This is a genomic window from Streptococcus sp. bf_0095, from assembly GCF_004166885.1.
In the GTDB taxonomy this organism is placed as follows: Bacteria; Bacillota; Bacilli; order Lactobacillales; family Streptococcaceae; genus Streptococcus.
On the sequence record NZ_RCYU01000001.1, the window covers coordinates 783129 to 807291 of the forward strand.

The following is a 24163-nucleotide window of genomic DNA, read 5'->3' on the forward strand; positions in this document are numbered from 1 at the left end:
TTCTATTCTGAACGCGAACCAACAGTCTCTTCAACCATCTTGTATTTGTACTTATAACGTTGGTTGACTAAGAAAATTCCAGCCACCATCACAAAGCTAACCAAGAGGTAGTTTAAGAGAGCACCGTGGTCGCCAATGATTGGTGGACGCCGTAAGAAGCCATAATCTCCTTTCGTCAAAAGATTGACCAAGAAAATTAAGGCATTCATGCCAAAAGTGATCTTGAAAATTCTCAAGCTGTCTTGTTTTTCAGATTGATAATGATCCTGTAGGTAAATCAAACTATTGGCAAGCAAGGCCCAGTGGCTAAAAATTAGATTCAACACAGTGATATGAGGGAATGGGAAAGGATCAAAGGCCGGATACACCAAGGCCGCAATCGATCCTAAAACTCCCAAGAGAGCAAAATATTGCTTGATATAGGTCCCTTTAGGGGCAAAGAGAATCACCAACATGGCCAAGCGGCAATGATAAAAAGGCAAATTATCCGTCAAAGGCATGTGGGCAAGAATATACCAAGCATTGATGGTCAAGACTTGGATCAACTGTGCCCAATACCAAAAGCGTTGGTAGCTTTTGGATCGCGCATATCTGATGGAAAAGTAACCAACCACCAACAAAGAAGCTGGTAGAATGAAATACCAGAGCCCAAACTCAGGCGGGGCTGATTTTTGGTTCGTAAACAATAAATCCCAAAGTGTCATTTTATATCCCTTTAATTTATAAATCGTTTTTAATCACAATACAAATCTCGTTTCCCATCATAAACATCCCAAAGGAAGTTCAATTGTTCTTCTGTATTGCGCTTGGTAGAAAGAGCAGGCATTTTCTCTCTCTCAAAAAAGGCAAGGTCGGAAATTTCCTGGTTCTTTTCAAAATTTCCATCTAATAATTCACATTCAAATACCAATTTCACATATTGGCGGCTTTGCAATTGGTAGCGATTGGTATCAAATACTGCCAACAAGCGATTGACACGTGCTAAATAGCCCGTTTCTTCTTGGATTTCTTTTAAAATGTTTTCCGTCGGAGAATAGCCAACCTCACCAAAGCCACCCGGCAAGGCCCAGGTCTCTTCTCCCTGACCTTTCACTAAACAAAGTTTTCCATCTTTGACAATCCAGGCCCTAACATCAATCAAGGGAGTGTCGTAATGGTCTGTCGGGCGAAACAAATCCGATAATTCTTGTGGATTCAAATCAGTCGCTTCTCTCACAAAATCCTGTAAAATGGCACGAATATCCTGATAGCGCTCTTGATCAAATGGATCTTTTGAGAACGCTAAGCCTGTATTAGTGATTGAAATCAAGCGCTGAATGTTCTTTAACACATTATTACTCGCCATTCTCCAACTCCTCTACCAATTTAGCTAGATTCATGGAATTGCTTCCCTTGATGAGGATTTGGTCCTGCTCTTTTAAGCTTTCCTTGACTTGTTTGACCAGATCCTCAAACTGGTCTTCCTCAGCGGTCTTTTTGAAATAATAAACATGTCCGAGTGGGAACATCTGGCTCGCTAATTGAGCCAGTCCCGCAATATCTTGACCGTAGAAAATAACGGTATCCAAGACATCCGGTGACAGGCTGAGAATCATTTGGTTGTGCAGATCAATGGATTGCTCCCCTAGTTCTTTCATATCCGCTAAGACCGCTAGCTTCCGGCCATTTGGATTGGCAGGAATGGTCGAGAAGGTTTCTAAAATCAGGCGCATGGCCGTCGGATTGGCATTGTAGACATCGGATAGGATATCCGCTCCGTTACTTGCCTTCTTCCATTCTGTACGGTTCTTAGTAAGCTCTAAGCCTTTAAAGCTTGCACGGATGGCCTCTTCGCTCACTCCTTCTTTCAAGGCAACATAGGCCGCAATCATGGCATTGGTCGCATTGTATTTGCCTGTGACAGGTATGTCAATAGCATCTGATAAGAAGTTCGCTTCAAAGGTTAGGCTGTCCTTGCGTTCCTCCAACTTGGTAATGCTGATGTCTGCTCCTTCACCAAAGCGCACAAGCTCTTGTTGGCTCGGTAAAAAATCCCCGACAATGGGATCGGCCGGCACTAGAAGCAAGCCACCAGCTGGCATCCCATCCGCAATTTGCAATTTCCCTTTAGCAATTTCTTTGCGATCTTTGAAAAACTCCAGGTGAGCTTCCCCAATAAGGGTCACGATTGCTGCCTTTGGATGCGCAATTTCTGAGAGAAGATGGATATCTCCCAGATGGTCCTGCCCCATTTCAAGGACAAGCTTCTCTGTCCCTTCTGGCATATGGAGAACCGTATAAGGGAGGCCAATTTCGTTATTGTAGTTCCCTTGTGTTTTATAGGTTTTGTAGGTAGTTGACAGCAATTGAGCCAACATATCTTTGGTCGTTGTCTTACCGTTTGAACCGGTGACCGCCAAGACATCTACTTGACTCTTCTCCAACACATATTGGGCTAATTTTTGAAAGGCCGCTAGAACATCATCTACCAACAAATAAGGGTGGCCTTCTACTTCTTTTTCAGACAAGGTCGCTACGGCCCCGTTTTCAAAGGCCGTCTCGATGAAATCATGCCCATCACGCGCCCCCTTAAGAGGGACAAAAAGGTCTCCAGGCCCAATCAAACGGCTATCAAATTCAGGCTTGGTAAGGGCTACATCTTCAAATTGGCTGATATCATTGCGAGCAGCCAGGACACCTGCTACTTCGTGCAAGGTTAGATTCATAGTATTCTCCTCTAAAAAGGGGGAGCAGGAAGAAAATCGACTCCTCATTGAGTTGATTCCATCCCCTACTCCCACTTGGAACAGATTCTTACAGTAAGTGTGCTTCGCGTTTTTCGAAAGTTGCTTTTGCCAACTCAACCAAACGCTCGATCAAATCAGGATAGGACAAACCCATGTTGTCCCACAGCAAAGGATACATAGACCATTGGGTAAAGCCAGGCATGGTATTGAGCTCATTCAAGTAGATGCCCCCATCCTCTGTGTAGAAGAAATCACAACGGGAGAGACCTTTCCCACCAATGGCACGGAAGGCCAATTCGGCATTCTGACGCATGGTCGCAGCAACTTCTGCTGGGATTTCAGCTGGAATCGCCATCGTAATCTTATTATCGATGTATTTGGCTTCATAGTCATAGAAGGCTACATCTTTGACCACCTCACCAGGGAGGGTGCTCTTGACATCGTAGTTGCCTAACAATCCTACTTCGATTTCGCGCGCTACGACACCTTGCTCAACCAAAACACGGCTATCATATTTAAAGGCCAATTCCAAAGACTGACGAAGTTCTGCTTGGTTCTCTGCTTTTGAAATCCCGACACTAGAGCCCATATTAGAAGGCTTGGTAAAGACCGGATAGGTCAATTCTTTTTCGATTAAGGCAATCTTAGCTTCTAGGTCATCTCCTTCAAGGACAGCCACATAAGGAACTTGTGGAATCCCTGCAGATTCTAGGACCCGTTTGGTGGTAATCTTGTCCATCGCCACACTAGAAGAAAGGATATCACATCCCACATATGGAAGTTTCAAGACTTCTAGGAAACCTTGAACCGATCCATCTTCTCCCATTGGTCCGTGAAGGACTGGAAAGACAACCGCTCCTTCTTGGTAGATACTGCTCGGAGATACTTTAGCTTCCCAATCAATGGTCTCGTTGGTCATCAAGCGTTCTGTTTCAGCAGGCTTCTCTTCAAAGGTTTGGGTCTTGATGAAGTCTCCCGTCTGAGTAATGAAATAGGTCTCAACAGAATACTTGTCATAATTAATCGCCCGCATGACGCTTTCAGCTGAAAGTACAGACACTTCGCGCTCTGCGCTACGGCCACCATAAAGAAGTACAATTTTTTCTTTTGCCATTGTTTGGTCCTAATCCTTTTTTTAATTTTGTGCTTCCTGATTGACTTGTCAGAAGCACTCCTCACAACCGAGTTCGTCCCTCTAGTATACCACACTTTAAAAAGAAAGAAAACGAGAGAGAACACCTAAAAAACAAAAAAACCAGAGGGGTTCCTCCAGTTTTTGTAACCGCTTATAACTCGGTTCGATTTTCAATAGCTCGGAGAAGGGTCACTTCGTCCGCATATTCGATATCAGCTCCGACAGCTAATCCACGTGCCAGGCGGGTCACTTTGATGCCAGCTGGTTTGAGGACGCGTGAGATATACATAGAAGTTGCTTCCCCATCTGCGGTTGCATTGGTCGCCACAATCACTTCTTGGACCTCATGATCCATTAATCGTGTAATCAAGGACTTGAGGTTAATATCATCTGGTCCGACCCCATTCATAGGCGAAATCAAGCCATGAAGGACATGGTAGCGACCGTGGTACTCCTGGATATTCTCCATGGCTGACACATCTCGACTATCTTCTACCACTAAGATAGTCGATGGATCGCGTGTCTCATCTCGACAAATGGCACACTCTTCTTCATCTGTTAGGTTCCCACAGATGGAACAATAGCTTAATTCCCGCTTTGCTGACAAGAGATTTTTAGCAAACTCATTGACATCGTCATCAGTCATTCCGATGGTATAAAAGGCCAGACGAGTTGCTGTCTTGATCCCAATACCAGGGAGCTTCGAATAACTTTCAATTAATTTTGCGATAGGTGTTGGATAGAGCATAGCTTCCTTTCTAATTCATAGGATGTTTTTGCTGGTAGAGATTGATAATCTCTCTGGTAATACTGTGACTAACAGTCGCTTGGAGATTGGTGTTGTGAGGGAAGACGACTGCCACTGCAATCTGAGGATTTTCAGAGGGAGCATAGGCGATAACATTGGTGTTTACAGCAGGGGTCCCACCATTTACAAACGTTTCCGCAGTCCCGGTCTTTGCACTGATTGGAACCGCTGCACCTTCTCCGATGGTTTTACCAGTTGTTAAGCCACTGGTTCCATATACCACCTGATAAAAACCTTGTTTGATGATGGCTAGATTTTCAGGTGTTAGAGCCACTTGGTTGAGTTCTTTTGTTGCAATCTCTTCTTTCAGAGGACCCAAACCTCCCTTGGCATCATTTTCATAGATCCCTTGGACCAGATGGGGAGCCACGCGTTTCCCATCATTGGCAATAGTTGCAACATATTGAGCCAACTGCATAGGCGTATAATTATCAAACTGACCAAAGGCGTCTGTTAGGTAATTACCAATCGTGAACTCTTTGGGAACATAGCCCGTTGATTCATTCGGAAGGTCAATCCCTGTTTCTGTTCCTAGACCATAAGAGGCAAAGGTCGAACGCAATTTGTTCATAGCTGGATCCAATTGGTCAGTCTTCAAGCTCATGTTTGGCTGATAGGGTTGCCCCATCAAATCAAGTGCAATCTGCACCATATAAGTGTTGGAAGAATATTCCAACGCTTGCACCGCATTGATTTCTTGGCTTCCAAACTGGGTGAACCACGAAGTGATTGGAGCTGAACCAGAAAAGGAGATTGGTTGATCCAATAGGACTTGGTTCCCAGAAATCACCCCATTTTCCCATCCTGCTGTCAAAGTAGCTGCTTTCACAACCGATCCTGGAACAAAGACATTGGTCACTGTTCCCAAAGCATCGGGAGTAAGATCTTGCGAACCAGCTTCATGCTTCATCCCCGCCATAGCAAGGATTTTACCCGTTTTTGGATCCAAGGCAACAGCATAGACCCCTTCTGAGTAGGTCGCATTCCCAGCAGCTAATTCTGCCTGGAAAGACTTCTTCAAGATGTCTTCCACTCCTCTTTGGAAATCCAAATCAATGGAAAGCTTGATATTGTTTCCCTTGCTTCCTTTTGAGAGGGTTTTGATTTTTTCAACATTGCCATTCTTGTCCAAATGGATTTCTTTTTCAACCCGTTCTCCTTGGAGGACAGACTCATATTGTTTTTCTAAATAAGAAGTTCCGACGCGATCATTTAAGGCATAGCCTTTTCCCAAATAATCGTCCACATCTTCAGCTGGAAGACCGGCTTGCTCTGTCGACACACTACCAACGATGGAAGCCAAAGGACTATCAACCACTTTTCGATCCCAACTCGTGATCACTTCAAATCCTGGAAATTCTTTCAAATGATCTTTGACCGTCGTTACTTGCTCGTCGGACATCGGATCCGTCAAAATCGTAGCACTGGCAAAGTTTTCAACCGCATTCATTTGGCTGAAGAGATAGATGGCTTTCTTTTCTTCTTCTGTATAACCTAATTTTTCAGTCTCAATACTATCAACAGCATGCTGATAGATGGTTGCTTCTGGAAGTGGATTGCCGTCCGTGTCGATACGCTCTTCCTTGGGCAACTTATCCACTACCTCTTTATAGACTTCCGAATTTGCGAGATAAAAGTCGATCTCTTGACGCTTGGTGATTTGGGGATTCGAAACACTTACATAATTCAGAAGAAGCTGTGCTGTCTGACGCATCTCTTCTGCGGTAAACTTATTGCTTCGGGTAAAAGACAAGACCTTCTTGTCAACATTTTCTACCAGAGGGTGACCAGAAGCATCATAAATCTGTCCCCGGAGACTCCCTCTTGTTAAGTGTTTTTTGGTAGCTTTTGCCAATTTTTGTGTATAAAATCCTTGATGAGTAATCTGCATATACCCTAGTCGAGCAATTAAAATCAAAAAGAGGGTACAGACGATACTGAATAACAAATAAAGTCGTCTAGTAATCCACCGATTATCAAATTTTCTCACCTTAGCATTCGCTTTTTTTGAACGTTTAGATTTTTGCGCCATACCTCTCCTTTCACTGTGATTCTCAGCCCCAGTCCCTAACAATACCTGGTAAAAATAGGATAACTTTAAAGGGAATCTGAGGAATATTTCTATTTTAAACTCAACTTCCATTATAGCACATTTCATCCAGACACGAGTCGCTAGACCAGATAAAATAATCGTCATTCTGAACTCCTCGGTAAGCATTCTGTTATGCATATGCGGGAGGCATAGCTCTTGACTGCAAAATAGCTCCTTCCTCAAATCACAGGAGACAAGTGCTAGGAGATTTTTTGGTATAATAGAAACATCGAAAAAGTTAGTAAAGGAAACGATATGAAACTGATCTCATGGAATATTGACTCACTGAATGCCGCCTTGACGAGTGACTCTGCACGCGCCAAGCTCTCACAAGACGTCCTACTTACCTTGGTTGCAGAAGATGCGGATATCATTGCCATTCAAGAAACAAAATTATCTGCTAAAGGACCAACAAAAAAACACCTAGAGGTCTTAGCAGAACTCTTCCCTGGATATGAAAATACTTGGCGGTCCTCTGTAGAACCAGCCCGCAAAGGATACGCAGGAACCATGTTCCTCTACAAAAAAGAATTGACACCAACGGTAACCTTCCCAGAAATCGGTGCCCCTTCTACCATGGACGTTGAAGGTCGGATTATTACCCTAGAATTTGATGACTTCTTTGTGACCCAGGTCTACACTCCAAATGCCGGAGATGGACTCAAACGCTTGGAAGAACGCCAAATCTGGGATGCCAAATACGCAGACTACTTGGCGGAACTAGATCAGCAAAAGCCTGTTCTGGCAACAGGAGACTACAATGTAGCCCACAAGGAAATCGACTTGGCCAATCCAGCCAGCAACCGTCGTTCCCCAGGCTTTACCGATGAAGAGCGTGCTGGCTTCACTAACTTGCTAGCCAAAGGGTTCACTGATACCTTCCGCCACTTGCATGGGGACCTTCCAGATCAATATACTTGGTGGGCACAGCGTAGCAAGACATCTAAAATCAACAACACAGGCTGGAGAATTGACTACTGGCTCACTTCTAACCGCATTGCGAACAAGGTAACTAGATCAGCTATGATTGACTCTGGTGCCCGTCAAGACCATACACCAATTGTCATGGAGATTGATCTTTAAGGAGAAAACAATGGACTATCAAGCCGTCATCCCTGAATTTGTAGTATCTGACATCGAAAAGTCGCGCCACTTCTACTGCGACTTGCTGGGTTTCTCTGTCGAATACGAACGTCCAGAGGAGAAATTTCTCTTCCTCTCGCTTGAAGACTGCCAGCTTATGCTAGAAGAAGGCAACGCAGAAGAATTATCCCAACTGACCTATCCTTTCGGTCGCGGTATCAATATCTCCTTTGGTATCAAGGATGTCCCACAACTCCACCAAAAACTGTTGGAAGCTAACTATCCCATCCATCGTCCGTTGATACAAAGAAAATTTCGAGTCGGAGATAGCTTTATCTATCCCCAGGAATTTGCGATTTTGGATCCAGATGGTTATTTCTTAAGATTTAGCGAATAAGAAAAAGGAGGCTCTTGGCCTCTTTTTCGCTAGCTAATTATCCATTGACAGGCTTGCAAATCCACGGTCAAAAATAGTTGCCAAAGCCTATGAAATCAACACGTCAAAGAATTCTCCTTCCTGTTCTATTTGTCCTTGGAATTGGCGCTATTGCTCTGTTGTTTTCTTGGCTCTTACTTACTTTCTTCCCTATCAAGTAAAAGCGAAGTCATTAGACCTCGCTTTTTAAATGTCTTTAAAGTTATAGAGTTGCGGATAGTGATCGCACTCGGGATTTTTAGGATGGCAGATGGCACGACCAAAGTAAATCATGGCCTGATGGGCTGGCAACCAACGTTCCGGTGGAAGGACATCCATAACTCGCTTTTCTACCTCTAGCGGCGTTGCCGACTTTTTTACGATATCATGGTGCTTGCAAATCCGCTCTACATGGGTATCAACAGCAAAGGCAGGAATTCCGAAACCGACACTCATGACCACATTGGCTGTTTTCCGTCCCACTCCGGCTAAACTCTCCAGTTCCTCCCGTGTCTGAGGGACTTGGCCATCAAAATTGTCCAACAATTGTTGGGCACATTTTTTTAGAAATTTAGCCTTGTTTCGATAGAGGCCTAATTTGGAAATATGCTTGGCAATGTCGGCTTCACTGGCGACCGCCATGGCTTGAGGAGTTGGGAAAGCCTCAAACAAAGCGGGAGTTGCCTTATTAACCGCTGCATCTGTTGTTTGAGCAGAGAGCATCACCGCTACTAATAATTCAAAATGGTTGCGAAAATCCAAACTTGGCTGAGCATCCGGAAAGAGGGCAATAATTTCTTCAATCACATGACGGGCCCGTTTTTTTGATAAGACCATAACTTCTCCTTTGCATTACTAGAATCTATTATAGCATGAAGAACCAGTTACTTTACAGAATCAGCTTAGCAAAATAGGACTAGCTAAGAGCTAGTCCTATTTTCTTAAGCTTTTCTATACCAATCTCTTCAAGAAAGTCATCAAGGTTTGAGCAGAACGCTCGCCAGCCTCTACGATAAATTCATCAAAAGAGATATTAGCTGCGTGATCTGCCGTATCACTCATAGCCCGAATGACCATGAAAGGACGGCCGGCTGCATGAGCCGCTTGGGCAATAGCTGCCCCTTCCATCTCAACGGCCAATACTTCTGGGAAATGTTCCCGAATCACTGCGACTTTTTCTTCACTCGCGATAAAGCTATCCCCAGTCGCAATCAGGCCAACATGGGTTGGTGTTTGTTCCTCAGCTAGAACTTTTTTCATCTCTGAAACAAAATAGCGGCTGGATTCAAAGTAGAGTGGTTGCCCTGCCATCTGGCCATAGTCATAACCAAAAGCTGTCACATCGACATCATGGTAGGCCAATTTGTCCGCTAGGACGATATCCCCAACAGCCATCCCTGGTGCTACTGCACCTGCAGAACCTGTATTGATAATGGCTTCCACCTTAAAATCGTTGGCCAACACAGCCACACTCATGGCAGACATGACTTTTCCGATACCACTTTCAACCAAGACCACTTCATGGCGACCAATCGACCCTGTGTAGTAGACCTTTCCTAGGCGAAGGTGTTTCTCTCCGTTCTGCAAAGCTTCCACTAAGATTTTTAATTCTTGTGGCATGGCCGCAATGATTCCAATTTTCATAATCGTAACTCCTTTGGTAGACGCTGCTTATAAGCGCCAGATTGCAAGAATTAACAAGATGAGGAGCAGGATGACCCAAAATAAGATCTTATTCAATTTTGATTGAATCACCTCATCTTTTTGGTTCTCAATCCGACGACTCTTGGTCACTGTAGGTTGGACTCTGATTGGAATAGTCTCCTGAGGATACGATACTCCATGTCCACTATCTCCTTCCCCTGAGGTCACTGGCCGTTCATAACCAAATCCCCTGTTTCCTGTCGGGAGAATTTTTGTTTCTTCCTCATCAAAGAGCGGGGGACCAGAGATTGCTTCTCCTCGGTTTGCCCGCTCAATCATTTCATCTGTTAATAAAGGTTTTCCCATTGGATCCTCCTCTATTTATTGGATAATTCCCAGTACTGAATCGCCATAATGGTCTTGGCATCACAGATTTCACCAGCTTGGATCAAGTCTTTAGCCTCCTTCAAGGTCACTTCTAGCAGCTCTAAGGTCTCATCTTCATCTTGAGGGCGAGGATTTTCCACTTTTTTCAAATTGGTCGCAGCATAGAGTTTGATCCGCTCGTTGCAAAACCCAATGGCAGAATAAAAATCATACAACAACTCTAGATCCGCTGTGTAACCAATTTCTTCTTCCAATTCACGCAGAGCAGCTGCTTGAGGATCCGCATTTTCACCCTTTTCCAACTTGCCTGCTGGGATCTCTACAGAAGTCCTCTCGATTGCCTTCCGGTACTGCTTGACCAAAATGGTCTTGCCCTCATCTGTGATCGGTAAAACCGCTACTGCTCCATTATGAAAAATTAAATCACGCTGCGCTTGACCTTTTCCGTCAGGTAGTTCCACTTGATCTGTAACTACTTGGAAAATCGGTCCTTGATAAATCTCCTTGCGCTCAATGGTTTTTTCTTCAAATTGCATGAAAATCTCCTATTTATTTTTAGGATGGTGGGGAAGACGAGTCGCGTACTCATCCTTATTGACTTGACGACCACGACCAATTGCAATCGCATCTGCCGGCACATCCTTGGTAATGGTAGAGCCAGCCCCGACTAGAGAATTATCTCCGAGCTCAACTGGCGCAATAATGGTCGAATTTGAGCCAACAAAGACATTGTTGCCAATAAGGGTCTTGTATTTATTTTTCCCATCATAGTTGACGGTAATGGTTCCCGCACCAAAGTTGACGTTGCTACCGACTTGGCAGTTGCCAATGTAGGTCAGATGACCCGCTTTGGTATTTTCGCCAATAGATGAACCTTTGACTTCGACAAAGTTCCCGATATGGACATCTTTGGCCAGGCTAGAACCAGGACGAATATGAGCGTATGGTCCTACTGTCACGCCATCGGCTACTGTGCTTTCTTCAATCATAGAGTTAGTAATAACGGCACCCGCACCGATTTCACTATCCACGATATAGGTTCCATTGGTTAAGACAGTTTCAGCCCCAATTTTTGTGTGCCCTTTTAGGGTAACATTGGCTTCGATTTGTACCTCAGGAGCGATTTCGACATCGATATCGATATAGGCCGCATCAGGATTGACAAAGCTCACTCCATTGACCATATGAGCTTGGTTAATGCGACGACGCATGATGCCTTCTGCTGTCGCAAGGGCTACGCGGTCGTTAACCCCAAGACTTTCATCAAAATCTTTGAGCGTATAGGCTCCGACTTTTTCACCAGCTTCACGGAAAATCCCAATCACATCTGTGATATAGTATTCACCTTGGGCATTGTTGGTGTTGATATTCTTTAAGGCTTCAAAGAGGCGGGCATTGTCAAAAACATAAGTCCCTGTATTGATTTCTTTGATTTGCTTTTCAAAATCTGTCGCATCTTTTTGCTCGACGATGCGAAGCACTTCTGCATTGTCATTACGGACAATCCGGCCATAACCAAATGGATTCACTGCTTCGGCTGTTAAAATCGTTGCCACATTTTTGTGGTTGATATGAAAATCGATCAAGTGTTTGAGGCTTTCACCCGTAATCAAAGGTGTATCCCCTGCGATGACAAGGGTGTGGCCTTCAAGAGCTTCCAAGACTGGCTCTGCCATCATAACTGCATGACCAGTTCCCAATTGTTCGGTTTGTTTGACAAACTCTGTTTGTCCAGCTAAGACTTGCTCCACCAATTCAGCCTTGTGGCCCACAACCGTTACGGTCTTTTCGGGTGAGATGGCTCCAACACTACGGAAAACATGCTCCAGCATAGAGATTCCAGCAACCTTGTGTAGAACCTTCGGCAAATCTGATTTCATACGGGTACCTTTTCCCGCTGCTAAAATAATGGCATAATTTGGCATAGACATTCTCTTTTCTGTACAATATCGCTTACATTATACCATTTTTTAGCCCTTTTGGAAAATTAGATCCGAACCAAAAAACTCTCCAAAAAGGAGAGCATATCTATAATGGATAAACCTTGCGAAATTCTTCTAAAACCACCTTGCTGTCAGGTGTAAACGTCAGACCTGTTTCCTCCAGCCACTCCGTGAAAAACTCCTCATGAACCTGACGCCAATAGGCCAGAGATTTGTCACCTTCGCCTTCCTTGTAGGCATGGTCAGCAGACACTTGATGGAAGGGCTGAACAGAAACCTTGGTAATTTCGACAATGCAGATAGCCTGGTTTTGACTGTCTAAAATGATATCGAAAGTCCCTTCTTGTGGAAGGGGTTCGTCCTCTACTGCGTAGAGGTCGTAAGCTGAGGCTGTTGCTGTTTTTTCGCCTCTTAGAACCAAGTCAGCCAAGAGATCTGCCTCTACTCCAAAAGCCCAGGCGTCTATCTCATCACTGATAGAGGGATTGATTTTCTTGTAGGCATTCCACATTTCTTGCGGTGTCATGGGTTCTCCTTTGTAATTTTTTACTTTCTTCTTTTATATGTTTAAGATGGTCTGGATGGTCAATTTCTAAATCAAAAATCTCTGGAATAGAGCTGTAATGGAGAATACATTCGATACCCATCTGATTCATTTTTTGTATGAAAGAAGTATTCAGATAGCCTGCAACAGCAAAATCAATCTTGTTCTTCCTTGCTTTATCCTGCATCTGTCTCAGCATTTCTAACATAATGGGACTTTCCATTTCATGCCATTGACTGTTTCTCACAGTCGCAAAAATAAATGAAGTCAAATCATTCATTCCAACTACAATCTTTGAAATACCAGTTTCCAGTATTCTGTCCAAGTCAAAATACGCTGACGGTAATTCAATCATCGTGCCGACTTTCCTGGTAAAACCATACTGACGCAATACTGTAATAGCTTGTTTTAATTGTTCAGCATCATTGACAAAAGGAAAAATAACAGACAGATTGGGATTGGTTTGAAAAACTTCTGTAACAACATTTGTCTCAGCCTGAAATTCATCTGGACACGCCAACAAACGCCTGATACCTCTGTATCCAAATAAGGGGTGGCGTTCGTCAAAATACTCTTTAGTCCCGTCTAGACTATTTGCTTCTGCATTTGTTAACTCTGAAAAGCGATACCAGACTTCTTCATCTGAGTACAAATGACAAATAGTGTCTAGATAATCTTTCACAAATTGCTGACAATTTGGTAATAGTATGTTTTGGTTTAGTTCTCTCAACAAGTATTCCCCACGAATCAAGCCGACGTGGTGCAATAAATGGGGATAAACTTTTTCAACAATTTTTTCGCCACTAAGAGCTAGTTGATTTTGCATGTTCATTCACCTCGTCTTAAAAGATACAATATCAGATATCATTATACGACACTTTCCTCTAGTTCAAAAGCTTCATAAGGTTCAACTAACTCATATCCTAAAAATTCTGCTACTTTTTTGGAAGCCTCGTTATGAGCATCCCAAAGTGGAAACATATCTCTGTTTAAACTCTCTAGAATCATTGCAGCACCAAGCTTTTTAGCAAATCCATTTCCTTGTTCGTTTGGTCTAGTTGCAACTTCCACTTCAACTGCTCCTTGGTAAACTAACCCTGAGGAAATCCCAGCAATCACTTCATTATTTTTAAGAATCACAAAGCCAAATCCACCTTTTAAAGCAAAATCCTGGTAGGACTCAAAATCCCCCTGTAAATCTTGTGACCATTTTTCCTCAGAAAGGCAGTTATAAATACGATTATCAATAGGCACAATATTGTAACCTTTCTCTAACTGAGTAACTAGATCATTTAGAAATTCAACTTGAAAATTTGCCTTATCCTTAAAAGAATAGCGAGTAAAAGAAATTAACCCAACTTGCCGACGCAGAAAATCTTGCCACTTAGTGTCTTCTGAAATAATAATCTTATAATCTAAACCATATTGCCTAACAAAATCTTCCCAAAATCTAGAATTTAGCTCCCCTGCTAGGTATAGAAAATTCCCAATATCATAAAAGCTCGTTGTCCTATCACTGTTTCGATAAACAGTCCCGATTTGAGATTTAAGACCATAGAGAACCATATATTTCTTCCATGTTTTAAATAGTTCCATTATCCCTCTATTTTACCTTCCAATTCTTATAGCTTGTCAATTCTAATTCTGGAAATCCTAATAACTCTGCCTTCACCTTTAATACTAAAGGCGAGGCATTTTCTTCGGTCATCTGCTCAAGAGGAAGCCAAATTGCATTTGCTGAATCATTGCTTCCATCAAAAACTTCATGAGGAAGGGATTTTTGAGAGCTCTCGAAATCGAGTACGATATCATAAAAGGCCATGATATGGTGTACGGCGAAGTCTTGCCCCTCTTCTTGAACCATCACGTCATAAATCCTAGGATTTGAATAACAGCTAAGCGTATAGCCTGTCTCTTCCAGAACTTCTCTCTTAAGGGTTTCTGTCAACCCCTCACCGAGTTCCTGACTACCACCTGGTAGGTCAAAACGATATTGATAAGGTCCTCTCGTTTTCTCAATGCAAAGCAATTTCCCATTCTCATAGCAAACGCCATAGACACCAAAGTGTTTTTTGATTTCCATATTCTACTCTTTTCTAAAAGTCCCAGATTGCTAGAACACCTTATCCCTTAAAAGGAAAGAGGCTATAAATTTCATGCTCCTTGATATACTTCTTTAGTATCTCCATATTCTCTTCGATTTTTGCTTGGATATCTGTCTCTTCAAACGTTGACTCAGCAATAAAGAGGTGAATCTTCAATAGATCTGTCAAGTATAGCAAACGGTGTTCCATTTCCGATTCAGGACTTGAAGCCTGCTCGATTTTTGCAAGCTTTTGCTCCAAGCTATCACCATTCAAAAATCTCTGATGAACTCTCCTTCTAATTTTTTGAGTGGATTCCTCCCCTTGTTCTAATGGAGATAAAAGAAGCTTTTTATAGACGATTGCCTGATTTTCTTTTTCTCTTTCCAGATAGGCCAATAAAACCAGAGAACTATCAACAAAGGTCCAGGTGTTATAATTACCTTCAAATGGAACTTGTATAATCCTATCTAATAATTCCTTAGCCATTTCCTCTTGACCATCCAGATAAAGTAAATAGGCCAGATGATTCAGCGATTCGAGATGGCTAGCTCGGGTCTTCTTATTCTTTTTGGGGATCCGGTTTAAATACGATACTAACTCAAGATCATTTTCAACCTCTTCGATGAGTCCTTTCACATTCATTTCTTTTCTCCTATCCAATTCACTTTTTGTTATTGAGAAAGGCTTTTCTCAGGTCAATCTTACCGAAGTAGATATTCTTTCGCTGTCGCTTGGACGTTTGGGGAAAGGTAGCGCTCTATCAAGTCACCTGTCCCTACAATATATTCCTCCAGAGGGACATCTTCTCTTTGTTTCCGAAAATTTGAAAAAGCGAAATAGAACTCCAAAAACTCCGTCAAACTTTCGCTGAGTTTGTAGAAATTAGAATATCCAGGCCTGCCCGCGTAAACTGGAGAACTGTCATCTTTCATATCACAGAAAAGAATATCATCTGTATCTGTAGTAGCGAATATCTGGTATTGCCCTTCACTAAACTGAAGAACATCTTGTAAGGCCCAACATTCGACTGTCCTTGCAGGAGAATCTAATACCAACAAAATGATATTAAAATTTTGATTAGCAAAAAATAAATCCTCATTGAACACTATATGTTGATAATAATCAAGTAATTCTCCTGTCAAATCTGAAGACTGGATCCTTAATTTTTCGTTTGAAAAACTCACTGTTTGGGGAATAAACGTTGTTTCCTCATAGAGTTTAATGATCTTTTTTAATACAGTCACTACTGCCATTTTTCTCTCCTCGGTTATTCCTCTTACGTCTCCTTTAAGAATTCAAGCCATAGCTTCACCTCTGGATTTATGTCATGCGCTATCTCAGCATGCTTCCTATAATACATATCCAAGCAGCCTTGTTCATTCCGGAAAATAATGCCTTGTTCATAACATGCTTTAAGGGTTGCAAGCATAGATTTCAATGACCGGTATTCGACCTGGGCCTCTTCTTCAAATACATAAAAACCAAGAATTTGCCCCTGAGCTTCTGGAGCCAAGTTCATGGCATAAAAATCTCCCCCTCCACTGGCAAAAATTGGGAACCAAGACTTGCCCCAAGCATCCGTTTCTCTTAGTTCTAAGTAGGTCTGGATACTCTCTTCCAGAGACATCAAATAGAAACCAGGAAAAAATGCCAGCTCACCGAGTGTGATTCCCTCACTATCTTCTGAACCGTTTCTCCAAGTATAAAGAGCACGCAAGTCCTGGGTTGGCTGCAATGGTATTTCCTCAAACAATTCTTGAATTTTTTGAAAAGATAGTCCCGGATTTAGATGGTCTAAACAAGAATGATGTAGCTGTTGGAGACATTTTTCAATCTCATCTAATAATTGGGTGATGTTTCCCATTTTTCTCCTTAAATAATTAATCTAACATAGATACACTTGGCAAATGTTTTTTCAAAAAGGCTCTCATATTCTTAGTATTTCCACCATCATAAAAAAATCTTAAATTTATCATTTTTTCTAGTATTTCAAGCAAACCATGATTTTTTATGACATTGGTATTGGATAAATCCAAATAATATATTTTTGATAACTCGAGAAACTTTACATCAGACAAATTTTTACTATTATTTATTGATAGAAAGATTAAATCCTCAAGATTAGATAAAAAATTAAAATCACTAATTCTAGAGGAATATCTGTGACTAAAATACCTTAAAGTTTTTAGGGATGAAATATTATCTAAAACTTCCAACTTTGGAACTCTCAAAATATTTAGCATCTTAATTCCAGAATGTTCAGGAAATATAATTTCTCTAACATTAACACTTCCCCAAATATCTAATCTCTCTAAATTAATAAATTCTGATAAATCTAAAATTTCATCTTTTGCACCAAAAATATCTAAACGCTTGATATCTCTTGAAACATTGCTTTCTGATAACTTTATATCATATATGGTATTGTCATTATCCCCTACACAATATCGTTGAAAAATAATAGCATTTAAACGATTGTAATTCACAACCCCATAATCTCCTTTCAAAATGGGAAGAATATCATTCATATCGATTAATGGTTTGATTTTTAAAAATTCGTCTTTTGAATCAATAGAATTTTTTGTTAATTCATAGTAATAGTACGTGTTCGTCATTTTCCTTACCCATTAAATATACTGCTTATTGAAAGCTAGTAGCGCCCCAATAACATTTTTCGGTTTATCATCGACCACTCAAAGATATATAAGACTAAGAACTAGGCTTGCTTGCAGAGCATTATTGAAGACCGTTGCTTTATTCTCTATTTAAGGGATTCTTATTATTCAATCCCATCCTCTTTGTTACACTCTATCATGCATTTGACTGCATATTCTACCCATTCCCAAAAATCGTTAAACTCTTTTCGTTGCTCCCAGCCTTCTGTAGTAAAGTCATGAATGAGTTGGACTTTATTGCCCTTTCCTATTTCAAAACAAGCGGTATCATCACAATCTCCTCTTTTAGCAAATGGAATCAACTTTCGGGTTGGGTACCTTTCCTGCAATCCCTCATACAAAAACAGGGCCCATTCTGAATCCAACAGATACCAACAATCAAAATCAACTAAATTGAGTTCGATCAATTTTTTGAACGATTCAGGATACTGAAATATCCTTTCGTCCAGTAAATAGTTCTTCATTTCTTATTTCCTTTTTGGTACAAGATTGACATAGAATGCCAGCTCTAGATTATTATCAAGGTCTTAGACTTGTTCATTAAGATTTATATATTTTCTCCTACCGATTCCTTTCGTCAGGATGTTGACTAATAAATCCTCACTTTCACTCCACTCTAATAAGTAGTTTTGATTATTTCTCCCGAACGAATATAGGTTTTAAAGAAGTTTTTAGGAACAGAGGCAATCTTAGGTGTAATGGATAAGCCATAGTTTGCAAAATCTAAAGCTAGCTTCTTAGAATCGATTGCATCATAATACTCAACATACAATCTGCATAAGTTCACTTTGGTAATAGAGAATTGTTTTAACAACCAATCCTTCTCAAGATCCTTCTCGGGATCTATGCTCGAAAATACGGTAGGATACGACGCATACTGAGCAGTAAAATCGATGGCCTCTTGGACAGCCTTTTCCAATTCAGCTTGATCCATGCCATTTCTATGATCGATAGAACCTAATCGCGTTCTTAAAGCACAATCCACTTCTTCTAACAGTCCCGCGTCCAGAAAGAGAGGATGAAGGCCAACATTTACGAAATAGGCACTACCATCTGATTTTCGTTGAAAATAGATGACTGTGTAAAAATCATGATCGATTTTATAATAGTTATTGGTTCGCTTTAGTCGCGAAAAGCCATTTTTTAGGAAGAGTTCTTTGGCCTCTTTCATTTCTTTACCTCTGTTTCTAGCAGGATGTGGAGAGTTCCTCATTGCTTTTTCCTAGGAATCTAAATGGATATAGGTTATCCCTATAATTCCATCCGAATGCATGGGTTATTGACAATTTTCATCTATTCTACACAACTAGTCTAAGATCGTTCCTAGAATCATCTTGTTTTGCTCGGATAATTGAAAGTCATCCATGAAATAGGGCAAAAAGTCATCAAGCAAGGGATGCCTAATTCCATCTATTGAGAGAGCTTTTTTCTGACGTTCTTTTAATAAAACCAAGATTTCAATTGGGAAATATTGCCATAGTAAGGTATTGAAGTCTACTAAATGACTATCTCTGGTGTTTGCTAAATGATAATCACACATGGATAAAATTGTTTCTCTAAAAACATCATCATCCTCTGAAAAAATAGTTTCCATAACCTGTTTATAGGCATCATTCACATTCTGATAAGGATTAGAGTCCAAGGGTTGATATTTGGCATCACAAGCATTCTCCAGCAGGTTAGCGAGTCGATCATCCTTACCATTTCCATAAAGAAAAACGACTAAAGGCAATAAACTCTTTGCTGAAAAGAAAATAATTTTTTTCCCTTTTTCAACTTGGGCTTCTTTAAAATAGGCTAATTTATCAATTAAAAACTCTACATAAGTATCATCTAGATAGGCAAGGGCAAATAAGATACTTAAACAAATATCTGTATCAAAGTTTGAGCCCCCTTTAGCCAAGTATTTAGCAGAAGCCATATCGGCCATTACAGAACAAAAACAGCCATTTAGCAAAGATTGATAGGTTTCAGATGTCTTGTTTTCTATAAAATTAGAGACTAGAGGATAAGGACTTATAGAATCAATCATATCTAAGTGATCATACAGGTATGATCTTACCTCACCATTTTCTTCGTAGTTAACTTTAACGCTTTTCTTATCAGATTTTAGAGCTGTTAAAATGGCTTCAGTATTAGATAGTTTTTCTGCCTCTAAGTGAAAATCTCTCGCCTTCAGTATTTGATTTCTAATGGTTGTTAATTTTCTTTTTTGAGTTGAAAGTGTTTTATTCATATTGACCTCTAAAATTTCATTACTTACACTTAGACTACCACTGTCTTTTGAAACACATTTCTTCCTGTCTTCCTACATTCTTCAGTATATCACAAGGAAGAATTGATCCACTTCCCATCACCAAGCCATTCTTTCTTATCAATCCACCATCGTCCTTCTTGAAACACCATTCGAAAACGATAGAGAGTTTCTAAACCAGAACGATTCTCCTTGATATAGAAGTAAGTTTGATTCCCGTCATACTCTTCATCGACGATGGGATGCGTTTCTAATTTATAGTCAAATGGAAATCGAACAGATAAAGATACTTCCCTTTCTCTGAGTGTTTTTTTAGATCTACAAAACTGATCAAATATAGCAGCTAATTCATCCTTCAACATCTCTTTATCGGCTTGCTTTCTTAGGCTTCTAGTGGCTTTTCTCTCCCAAGAATACATGGCCTGCATAAACTGGAGGAAGGTTTCTTTTGCTAGATTCGTATAGCTCATATTTCCTCCTACTTAAACAACGGGACTAATAGTTTATTCTGAAAACATAGGTTATAAAAAGCTGTATTGAAGTCGTTTTTAACCCTCTCGCATGCAAACATGTGGTAACTCGCTTCTAAGAAGATCCCTTTGCTTTTGATTTGTTCTTCCCGTTGTTAAAAATCGAAGATGTTTCAGACTCTTCAGGTAGCTAACTGTTGATGCGTAGTTAAAAATATACGTATCGACAAAATCTAAAAAACGGAGCTCACTAGATGGATGGATAAAATCCAATTCTGGTAATTTTTTATTTGACGTAAATGAAAGATAGAGTAACTGATTTAAATCCCTTATAAAATCAAAGTCCGGAAACTTTACACCATAATCAAAGTGCAGATAACGCATGCCAGTATGAAAAGAAATGTTCTCTATTGTTTCCAAATTTGTCATGGAAGATATCCCTAGAGCTTTCACACAATCATTCTGGGGTAAGATGATCTTTCTTACTTTTCTAGCCCCAACTATTAAAATCTTTTCTACTTGTTCATATTTTGAAAAGTCTAGCACATCAGATTTACTTCCCATCAAGTAAATCACCCTCGTATTGCTAGGTAAAGAAAGCTGGTTAAAATCTACATCTTTTAGCATATCCTCTGGGTTTTCGACAATGTATTTTTGTCTTAATAAGCGATTGATATTGATGAATTCTTTATAAGTCAATGTTTCATCCAATAATGGTGCAATCTCTTCAATAGAATGCAGAGGCTCCATTGCCATTAGATTCTCTCTTTCGGAAAATCCTTTTTTAATGATCTCTAAATATTTATCTAAACTGGTCATCATTCACCTCTTTGCATGAATAAAATGCTTCGTTTTCTATTTTCAACCTAAATCATTTTACAATGACACCCTGACTAGAAGACTAAATCATCGCTTGTCGCCAAAAGGTTAAAATCACGAATCTTCAGAGTATTTTTTCTAAATAAACTATATCCTGCTTGCTCAATCTCGATCAAAAATGACCTTGACTCTGGCTCTACCCGAAGCGTCTAGATATTGCTCTAGTTTCGTAATAGACTCCTCTGAATCAGACAATTGAACAAACAAATCCCCATTGATGGTCATGACATCCTTTGTCGGTAAAAGCATGAGATTTTCAACACTTGGATCATTCACTATCATTAAGGAAGGGGAATAAATACAGCTTCTGGAGAGGTCTAGATTTCCAAATCGTTCCCTAGCAGAAACAAAAATAGATTCCATCCCACCTTGGGCTTTCAGAACAAATTCCCTCTCAAAAAACGCTTCAAAACTGTCGTAGATCTCGATAACATCCATAGTAATCCCATCTAAATAATAAACTTGATGACTTTGAATGTTCCCATCCTTCAATCTATAAGCGAATTGATCTCCAATTGCAGACATACCAAAAAGATAGTAGTCTGATACATAATCTCTCCAGACGTCTTTCCATACCTCATCCGAATTCCAGGAATCTAGCGTAATAGCTTGAGTAGAATCCGTCCCAAACAAGCGATAATAGCCACCATAAAACTCCAAGCCATTGGTCATGGAGAGCAAATCCAGGTGAGCTTGAGGAAACTGTCTGGCTTTGAGTTTTTCTAGTTCAAAAGCTGAGGCCCCACTTTCTTGTATGACCAGATCCTCACAACATTTTAAAAAATTCTTCATTTTCATTTGCTTCTCATCTCTTCATCTTTGGCTTTAGCCAAGCATAAATTCAATAAAGTCTTTTCGATAGGCTTCAGGAAGTTGCTCCTCGATAATAGCCATGATTCCTGTTAAAAAACCTTCTTTATAGTCCGACAAGTCCTCATCAATGTAGATGTCATTCTCAAACTTGGTGATTTCTAGCTTTTTCATCTGACTATAAGTAGACAAGAAAGTAGATAAAGAGGGGCTTAAGCAATAGAGCTTGGAATTCCCAGGAATCTTGCCAAATACAGGACTAAGCTCGCTAGTTAGATCACAAAAAATTGGCTCATCCCCCATCATGTGAGCAAAAACCACATAACTCTCTTTCCAGCTAGCATCCTGCCATCCTTCTGATGCAGCTTCACATAGAGGGAGAGGAATTAGAGCAAGATCATAGGGAGCTCCTCTAAAATAAGCTTCTTCCTCAAAGCTCAAATGTTGGTAGAACTCTTTCAATTGACCAGACAAATCTGGCTTTTCGACATGGAGACAGTCACTAGTAAATACAAGCTCTCCTAAGCCCTTGTTTCTATGATAGACTTCTACGAATTCCTTTAACAAATTGAGTATCATTATTGGACTCCTCTCACATTTTTGGGATTATATTTGGCTATTTTCAACTGACGATTACGTATCATTCTGACCGCTAGCGACAGCCTGAGCCCATATTCGTTCAAATTCCTCTTGACTAATCTTGATGGAGTCTGATAGATCCAACTCATCTTTCCGACCATCATAGAGTAGAAACCCTACTTCTGGAACATAATCCTGTAGGCAAGAGGAAGCATAAGAGTGCCCATTCAAAACGTTAATTTGTCGACTTGCACGCTGACCAGTAAACTCTGTATAAATAACTCCTAGACCCGACATAAACTCACTATTGCCATAATAATAATATTCTTTTTCACACATTAGAATCTTCCTTTACCATTTGTCTCTCCAAGAATGGCATTCTTTCCTCTCTGTCTCTTTCATCGACTAATTCTATGTTCATTTTCAATTTATAGAATTTACCGGTTCTTAGCCTTATTCTCCAAGACTCTCACTTCTACTTTATCCTCCGCTAAATGGAGATCCAATACTTTTTCCTGGTCTTTAAAGAATAGCGTCAAGTCTCTGGTAGAAATTTCACTAAAATAAGAGGGCAAAAATTCATCCAGAGACTCCATTTGAAACAAGACATAAATCGGTGAAAATTCCCAAAAAACTAGGATAAACTGCCTGCTATTGCCAACTAGACTTTGAATTAACCTACTTAAATCTTGAGTAGTGTGGGCAACAGGAAACTCATAAAGGCAAGGAAGTGGAGAGTCTATAGGATTCAACTCCCCAGCATACCAAGCAATTTCTTTAGGTTTATCGGTCAGAAAATGGACATCCTTTATCCCCTTCAAACTCTTGATTCGTCTTTTCACTTTTAACAAGGATAATTTCTTTTTTAAGTCACTCATTGTTTGTGCTCCATCATTCTGAAACAGAAATTTTGCTCACAACCTCATTCTCTTTATCCAGCAGATACAGGAAGTTACTTTTTGCTTCCAGTTTACCAAGCTTAGCCCCATAATCCATCTCATGAGCAGCGCAGGATTGAATCAACTGACGGATTCTCTTATCCTTTTGCTCTATCTTCCAAAACAAATCCACCTTATCCAGCTGATGCTCCACTTGAATGGAAAAGATCGTGGATTGGATCTTCTTCCTTTTCCACTCCCAGCTATTTTCATAATCGTTTTTCTCTATTTCATTGACTACATCATCTATCAAGGAGTATGGAATAGAGAGCTCCTGAAACACGCGCTTTACCCCTTTTAACAAGGCCTCTAAGAGCAGCTTTTTCTGTTCCAATGGACTCGAGCTTTCATAGCTAGAAAAATCAAATAAGACCTGAACAGTATAGACGCCAAGTAGGTTCATGATAGCTGGATTGCTAATCGTATCTACACATTCTACGATGATTTTCCAACAATCCTGGGTTATAACTGGTTTGAAAAGCCGTTCTACCATAGAGGTCATACATTTGGATTCATATACGAACGCTCTTCGAAGGTCTTTCCAATTCTGTCGATAGTCCTTAATTCTAGCTTCCTCGTAAGTTAGCCCAGCTGAGTCCATCAGCTCCTCAATCCTCTGTTGATTTTCCACATAGGGCTTATCTAATTCAAAATACTGTAACTTCATATTCGTGGTCTCGTAGTTTTTTTCTTG

31 protein-coding genes are annotated in these 24163 nt (G+C 40.5%); 2 read left to right on the forward strand and 29 right to left on the reverse strand.

What is annotated here, in order from left to right:
- Positions 1-2: 2 nt before the first annotated feature.
- The 6 genes from EAI95_RS03955 to pbp2b all read right to left on the reverse strand — a co-directional run bounded on the left by EAI95_RS03955 (position 3) and on the right by pbp2b (position 6701).
- On the reverse strand, positions 3-704 hold the full coding sequence (locus EAI95_RS03955; protein ID WP_129822250.1) for a YwaF family protein: 702 nt from the start codon (positions 702-704) through the stop codon (positions 3-5).
- Positions 705-733: 29 nt separating this feature from the next.
- On the reverse strand, positions 734-1345 hold the full coding sequence (locus EAI95_RS03960) for an NUDIX hydrolase (RefSeq protein ID WP_129822251.1): 612 nt from the start codon (positions 1343-1345) through the stop codon (positions 734-736).
- Positions 1335-2705: a UDP-N-acetylmuramoyl-tripeptide--D-alanyl-D-alanine ligase gene (murF, locus tag EAI95_RS03965; RefSeq protein WP_129822252.1), complete on the reverse strand. Its 1371-nt coding sequence runs from the start codon at positions 2703-2705 to the stop codon at positions 1335-1337. The genes EAI95_RS03960 and murF overlap by 11 nt, the downstream gene beginning before the upstream one ends.
- Positions 2706-2793: 88 nt before the next feature.
- Complete coding sequence (locus tag EAI95_RS03970) at positions 2794-3840, reverse strand: D-alanine--D-alanine ligase (RefSeq protein WP_123160059.1); 1047 nt, start codon at positions 3838-3840, stop codon at positions 2794-2796.
- A 172-nt stretch (positions 3841-4012) separates the two neighbouring features.
- On the reverse strand, positions 4013-4609 hold the full coding sequence (gene recR, locus EAI95_RS03975; protein ID WP_125335328.1) for a recombination mediator RecR: 597 nt from the start codon (positions 4607-4609) through the stop codon (positions 4013-4015).
- Between the two features lie 10 nt (positions 4610-4619).
- The gene (pbp2b, locus tag EAI95_RS03980) at positions 4620-6701 is read right to left on the reverse strand and encodes a penicillin-binding protein PBP2B (RefSeq protein ID WP_129822253.1); all 2082 of its coding nucleotides are present in this window, start codon (positions 6699-6701) and stop codon (positions 4620-4622) included.
- Between the two features lie 315 nt (positions 6702-7016).
- Between pbp2b and EAI95_RS03985 the strand changes: the two genes are divergently transcribed.
- Positions 7017-7844 (forward strand): exodeoxyribonuclease III, encoded by an 828-nt coding sequence (locus EAI95_RS03985; protein WP_129822254.1) that lies wholly within the window; start codon positions 7017-7019, stop codon positions 7842-7844.
- Positions 7845-7854: 10 nt separating this feature from the next.
- The gene (locus EAI95_RS03990; protein WP_129822255.1) at positions 7855-8241 is read left to right on the forward strand and encodes a VOC family protein; all 387 of its coding nucleotides are present in this window, start codon (positions 7855-7857) and stop codon (positions 8239-8241) included.
- A gap of 225 nt (positions 8242-8466) precedes the next feature.
- On the opposite strand, the gene nth is transcribed toward EAI95_RS03990, so the two are convergent.
- The 23 genes from nth to EAI95_RS04110 all read right to left on the reverse strand — a co-directional run bounded on the left by nth (position 8467) and on the right by EAI95_RS04110 (position 24136).
- Entirely contained in the window at positions 8467-9096 is a 630-nt protein-coding gene (gene nth, locus EAI95_RS04000; protein WP_023022612.1) for an endonuclease III, read from the reverse strand.
- 114 nt (positions 9097-9210) lie between these two features.
- On the reverse strand, positions 9211-9903 hold the full coding sequence (locus EAI95_RS04005; RefSeq protein WP_125335316.1) for a 5'-methylthioadenosine/adenosylhomocysteine nucleosidase: 693 nt from the start codon (positions 9901-9903) through the stop codon (positions 9211-9213).
- A gap of 27 nt (positions 9904-9930) precedes the next feature.
- Positions 9931-10269: a cell wall synthase accessory phosphoprotein MacP gene (gene macP / locus EAI95_RS04010; protein ID WP_129822256.1), complete on the reverse strand. Its 339-nt coding sequence runs from the start codon at positions 10267-10269 to the stop codon at positions 9931-9933.
- An 11-nt stretch (positions 10270-10280) separates the two neighbouring features.
- Positions 10281-10826 carry an NUDIX hydrolase gene (locus EAI95_RS04015; RefSeq protein ID WP_129822257.1) on the reverse strand — a complete coding sequence of 182 codons (546 nt, stop codon included), beginning with the start codon at positions 10824-10826 and terminating at the stop codon, positions 10281-10283.
- A 9-nt stretch (positions 10827-10835) separates the two neighbouring features.
- Positions 10836-12215: a bifunctional UDP-N-acetylglucosamine diphosphorylase/glucosamine-1-phosphate N-acetyltransferase GlmU gene (gene glmU, locus EAI95_RS04020; protein WP_129822258.1), complete on the reverse strand. Its 1380-nt coding sequence runs from the start codon at positions 12213-12215 to the stop codon at positions 10836-10838.
- A 103-nt stretch (positions 12216-12318) separates the two neighbouring features.
- Positions 12319-12759 (reverse strand): ASCH domain-containing protein, encoded by a 441-nt coding sequence (locus tag EAI95_RS04025; protein ID WP_129822259.1) that lies wholly within the window; start codon positions 12757-12759, stop codon positions 12319-12321.
- Positions 12704-13603 (reverse strand): putative PEP-binding protein, encoded by a 900-nt coding sequence (locus EAI95_RS04030; RefSeq protein WP_129822260.1) that lies wholly within the window; start codon positions 13601-13603, stop codon positions 12704-12706. The genes EAI95_RS04025 and EAI95_RS04030 overlap by 56 nt, the downstream gene beginning before the upstream one ends.
- 41 nt (positions 13604-13644) lie before the next feature.
- On the reverse strand, positions 13645-14373 hold the full coding sequence (locus EAI95_RS04035; RefSeq protein ID WP_129822261.1) for a GNAT family N-acetyltransferase: 729 nt from the start codon (positions 14371-14373) through the stop codon (positions 13645-13647).
- A 7-nt stretch (positions 14374-14380) separates the two neighbouring features.
- On the reverse strand, positions 14381-14860 hold the full coding sequence (locus EAI95_RS04040; RefSeq protein ID WP_129822262.1) for an NUDIX hydrolase: 480 nt from the start codon (positions 14858-14860) through the stop codon (positions 14381-14383).
- 40 nt (positions 14861-14900) lie between these two features.
- Entirely contained in the window at positions 14901-15506 is a 606-nt protein-coding gene (locus EAI95_RS04045; RefSeq protein ID WP_129822263.1) for a DUF6707 family protein, read from the reverse strand.
- Positions 15507-15565: 59 nt separating this feature from the next.
- A complete protein-coding gene (locus EAI95_RS04050) occupies positions 15566-16117 on the reverse strand; it encodes a hypothetical protein (protein WP_155223222.1) in 552 nt (183 codons plus the stop codon).
- Between the two features lie 23 nt (positions 16118-16140).
- Entirely contained in the window at positions 16141-16728 is a 588-nt protein-coding gene (locus EAI95_RS04055; protein WP_129822265.1) for an SMI1/KNR4 family protein, read from the reverse strand.
- A gap of 16 nt (positions 16729-16744) precedes the next feature.
- Positions 16745-17479 carry a hypothetical protein gene (locus tag EAI95_RS04060; protein ID WP_129822266.1) on the reverse strand — a complete coding sequence of 245 codons (735 nt, stop codon included), beginning with the start codon at positions 17477-17479 and terminating at the stop codon, positions 16745-16747.
- Between the two features lie 164 nt (positions 17480-17643).
- On the reverse strand, positions 17644-18003 hold the full coding sequence (locus EAI95_RS04065; RefSeq protein ID WP_129822267.1) for a hypothetical protein: 360 nt from the start codon (positions 18001-18003) through the stop codon (positions 17644-17646).
- A gap of 152 nt (positions 18004-18155) precedes the next feature.
- A complete protein-coding gene (locus tag EAI95_RS04070) occupies positions 18156-18710 on the reverse strand; it encodes a DUF4304 domain-containing protein (RefSeq protein ID WP_048715592.1) in 555 nt (184 codons plus the stop codon).
- A gap of 135 nt (positions 18711-18845) precedes the next feature.
- A complete protein-coding gene (locus EAI95_RS04075) occupies positions 18846-19775 on the reverse strand; it encodes a hypothetical protein (protein WP_129822268.1) in 930 nt (309 codons plus the stop codon).
- An 89-nt stretch (positions 19776-19864) separates the two neighbouring features.
- Positions 19865-20263, reverse strand: a complete 399-nt coding sequence (locus EAI95_RS04080; protein WP_048715517.1) for an NTF2 fold immunity protein — start codon at positions 20261-20263, stop codon at positions 19865-19867.
- A 78-nt stretch (positions 20264-20341) separates the two neighbouring features.
- Positions 20342-21082, reverse strand: coding sequence for a hypothetical protein (locus tag EAI95_RS04085; protein ID WP_129822269.1), 741 nt, complete (start codon positions 21080-21082; stop codon positions 20342-20344).
- Positions 21083-21244: 162 nt separating this feature from the next.
- Positions 21245-21940 carry an SMI1/KNR4 family protein gene (locus EAI95_RS04090; protein ID WP_129822270.1) on the reverse strand — a complete coding sequence of 232 codons (696 nt, stop codon included), beginning with the start codon at positions 21938-21940 and terminating at the stop codon, positions 21245-21247.
- 27 nt (positions 21941-21967) lie between these two features.
- Positions 21968-22531: a hypothetical protein gene (locus EAI95_RS04095; protein ID WP_048715511.1), complete on the reverse strand. Its 564-nt coding sequence runs from the start codon at positions 22529-22531 to the stop codon at positions 21968-21970.
- Positions 22532-22585: 54 nt separating this feature from the next.
- Entirely contained in the window at positions 22586-22870 is a 285-nt protein-coding gene (locus EAI95_RS04100; RefSeq protein WP_061563717.1) for a hypothetical protein, read from the reverse strand.
- 98 nt (positions 22871-22968) lie between these two features.
- On the reverse strand, positions 22969-23409 hold the full coding sequence (locus tag EAI95_RS04105; RefSeq protein WP_048715509.1) for a hypothetical protein: 441 nt from the start codon (positions 23407-23409) through the stop codon (positions 22969-22971).
- 13 nt (positions 23410-23422) lie between these two features.
- Positions 23423-24136 carry a hypothetical protein gene (locus tag EAI95_RS04110; RefSeq protein WP_129822271.1) on the reverse strand — a complete coding sequence of 238 codons (714 nt, stop codon included), beginning with the start codon at positions 24134-24136 and terminating at the stop codon, positions 23423-23425.
- Positions 24137-24163: the final 27 nt, after the last annotated feature.

What these genes read in the sequence shown, in the direction of transcription:
- EAI95_RS04075 (WP_129822268.1), bottom strand. Translation starts at nt 19,775, where the DNA reads ATGAATAAAACACTTTCAACTCAAAAAAGAAAATTAACAACCATTAGA.
- EAI95_RS03985 (WP_129822254.1), top strand. Translation starts at nt 7,017, where the DNA reads ATGAAACTGATCTCATGGAATATTGACTCACTGAATGCCGCCTTGACG.
- pbp2b (WP_129822253.1), bottom strand. Translation starts at nt 6,701, where the DNA reads ATGGCGCAAAAATCTAAACGTTCAAAAAAAGCGAATGCTAAGGTGAGA.
- EAI95_RS04095 (WP_048715511.1), bottom strand. Translation starts at nt 22,531, where the DNA reads ATGATACTCAATTTGTTAAAGGAATTCGTAGAAGTCTATCATAGAAAC.
- EAI95_RS04040 (WP_129822262.1), bottom strand. Translation starts at nt 14,860, where the DNA reads ATGGAAATCAAAAAACACTTTGGTGTCTATGGCGTTTGCTATGAGAAT.
- EAI95_RS04065 (WP_129822267.1), bottom strand. Translation starts at nt 18,003, where the DNA reads ATGAAGAACTATTTACTGGACGAAAGGATATTTCAGTATCCTGAATCG.
- EAI95_RS04060 (WP_129822266.1), bottom strand. Translation starts at nt 17,479, where the DNA reads ATGACGAACACGTACTATTACTATGAATTAACAAAAAATTCTATTGAT.
- EAI95_RS04015 (WP_129822257.1), bottom strand. Translation starts at nt 10,826, where the DNA reads ATGCAATTTGAAGAAAAAACCATTGAGCGCAAGGAGATTTATCAAGGA.
- EAI95_RS04035 (WP_129822261.1), bottom strand. Translation starts at nt 14,373, where the DNA reads ATGGAACTATTTAAAACATGGAAGAAATATATGGTTCTCTATGGTCTT.
- nth (WP_023022612.1), bottom strand. Translation starts at nt 9,096, where the DNA reads ATGGTCTTATCAAAAAAACGGGCCCGTCATGTGATTGAAGAAATTATT.
- EAI95_RS04090 (WP_129822270.1), bottom strand. Translation starts at nt 21,940, where the DNA reads ATGAAAATGAAGAATTTTTTAAAATGTTGTGAGGATCTGGTCATACAA.
- EAI95_RS04045 (WP_129822263.1), bottom strand. Translation starts at nt 15,506, where the DNA reads ATGAATGTGAAAGGACTCATCGAAGAGGTTGAAAATGATCTTGAGTTA.
- EAI95_RS04055 (WP_129822265.1), bottom strand. Translation starts at nt 16,728, where the DNA reads ATGGGAAACATCACCCAATTATTAGATGAGATTGAAAAATGTCTCCAA.
- recR (WP_125335328.1), bottom strand. Translation starts at nt 4,609, where the DNA reads ATGCTCTATCCAACACCTATCGCAAAATTAATTGAAAGTTATTCGAAG.
- EAI95_RS04080 (WP_048715517.1), bottom strand. Translation starts at nt 20,263, where the DNA reads ATGAGCTATACGAATCTAGCAAAAGAAACCTTCCTCCAGTTTATGCAG.
- macP (WP_129822256.1), bottom strand. Translation starts at nt 10,269, where the DNA reads ATGGGAAAACCTTTATTAACAGATGAAATGATTGAGCGGGCAAACCGA.
- glmU (WP_129822258.1), bottom strand. Translation starts at nt 12,215, where the DNA reads ATGCCAAATTATGCCATTATTTTAGCAGCGGGAAAAGGTACCCGTATG.
- EAI95_RS04025 (WP_129822259.1), bottom strand. Translation starts at nt 12,759, where the DNA reads ATGACACCGCAAGAAATGTGGAATGCCTACAAGAAAATCAATCCCTCT.
- EAI95_RS04030 (WP_129822260.1), bottom strand. Translation starts at nt 13,603, where the DNA reads ATGCAAAATCAACTAGCTCTTAGTGGCGAAAAAATTGTTGAAAAAGTT.
- EAI95_RS04100 (WP_061563717.1), bottom strand. Translation starts at nt 22,870, where the DNA reads ATGTGTGAAAAAGAATATTATTATTATGGCAATAGTGAGTTTATGTCG.
- EAI95_RS04070 (WP_048715592.1), bottom strand. Translation starts at nt 18,710, where the DNA reads ATGAAAGAGGCCAAAGAACTCTTCCTAAAAAATGGCTTTTCGCGACTA.
- EAI95_RS03970 (WP_123160059.1), bottom strand. Translation starts at nt 3,840, where the DNA reads ATGGCAAAAGAAAAAATTGTACTTCTTTATGGTGGCCGTAGCGCAGAG.
- EAI95_RS04085 (WP_129822269.1), bottom strand. Translation starts at nt 21,082, where the DNA reads ATGACCAGTTTAGATAAATATTTAGAGATCATTAAAAAAGGATTTTCC.
- EAI95_RS04105 (WP_048715509.1), bottom strand. Translation starts at nt 23,409, where the DNA reads ATGAGTGACTTAAAAAAGAAATTATCCTTGTTAAAAGTGAAAAGACGA.
- EAI95_RS03960 (WP_129822251.1), bottom strand. Translation starts at nt 1,345, where the DNA reads ATGGCGAGTAATAATGTGTTAAAGAACATTCAGCGCTTGATTTCAATC.
- EAI95_RS04005 (WP_125335316.1), bottom strand. Translation starts at nt 9,903, where the DNA reads ATGAAAATTGGAATCATTGCGGCCATGCCACAAGAATTAAAAATCTTA.
- EAI95_RS04050 (WP_155223222.1), bottom strand. Translation starts at nt 16,117, where the DNA reads ATGGCAGTAGTGACTGTATTAAAAAAGATCATTAAACTCTATGAGGAA.
- EAI95_RS04110 (WP_129822271.1), bottom strand. Translation starts at nt 24,136, where the DNA reads ATGAAGTTACAGTATTTTGAATTAGATAAGCCCTATGTGGAAAATCAA.
- EAI95_RS03990 (WP_129822255.1), top strand. Translation starts at nt 7,855, where the DNA reads ATGGACTATCAAGCCGTCATCCCTGAATTTGTAGTATCTGACATCGAA.
- EAI95_RS03955 (WP_129822250.1), bottom strand. Translation starts at nt 704, where the DNA reads ATGACACTTTGGGATTTATTGTTTACGAACCAAAAATCAGCCCCGCCT.
- murF (WP_129822252.1), bottom strand. Translation starts at nt 2,705, where the DNA reads ATGAATCTAACCTTGCACGAAGTAGCAGGTGTCCTGGCTGCTCGCAAT.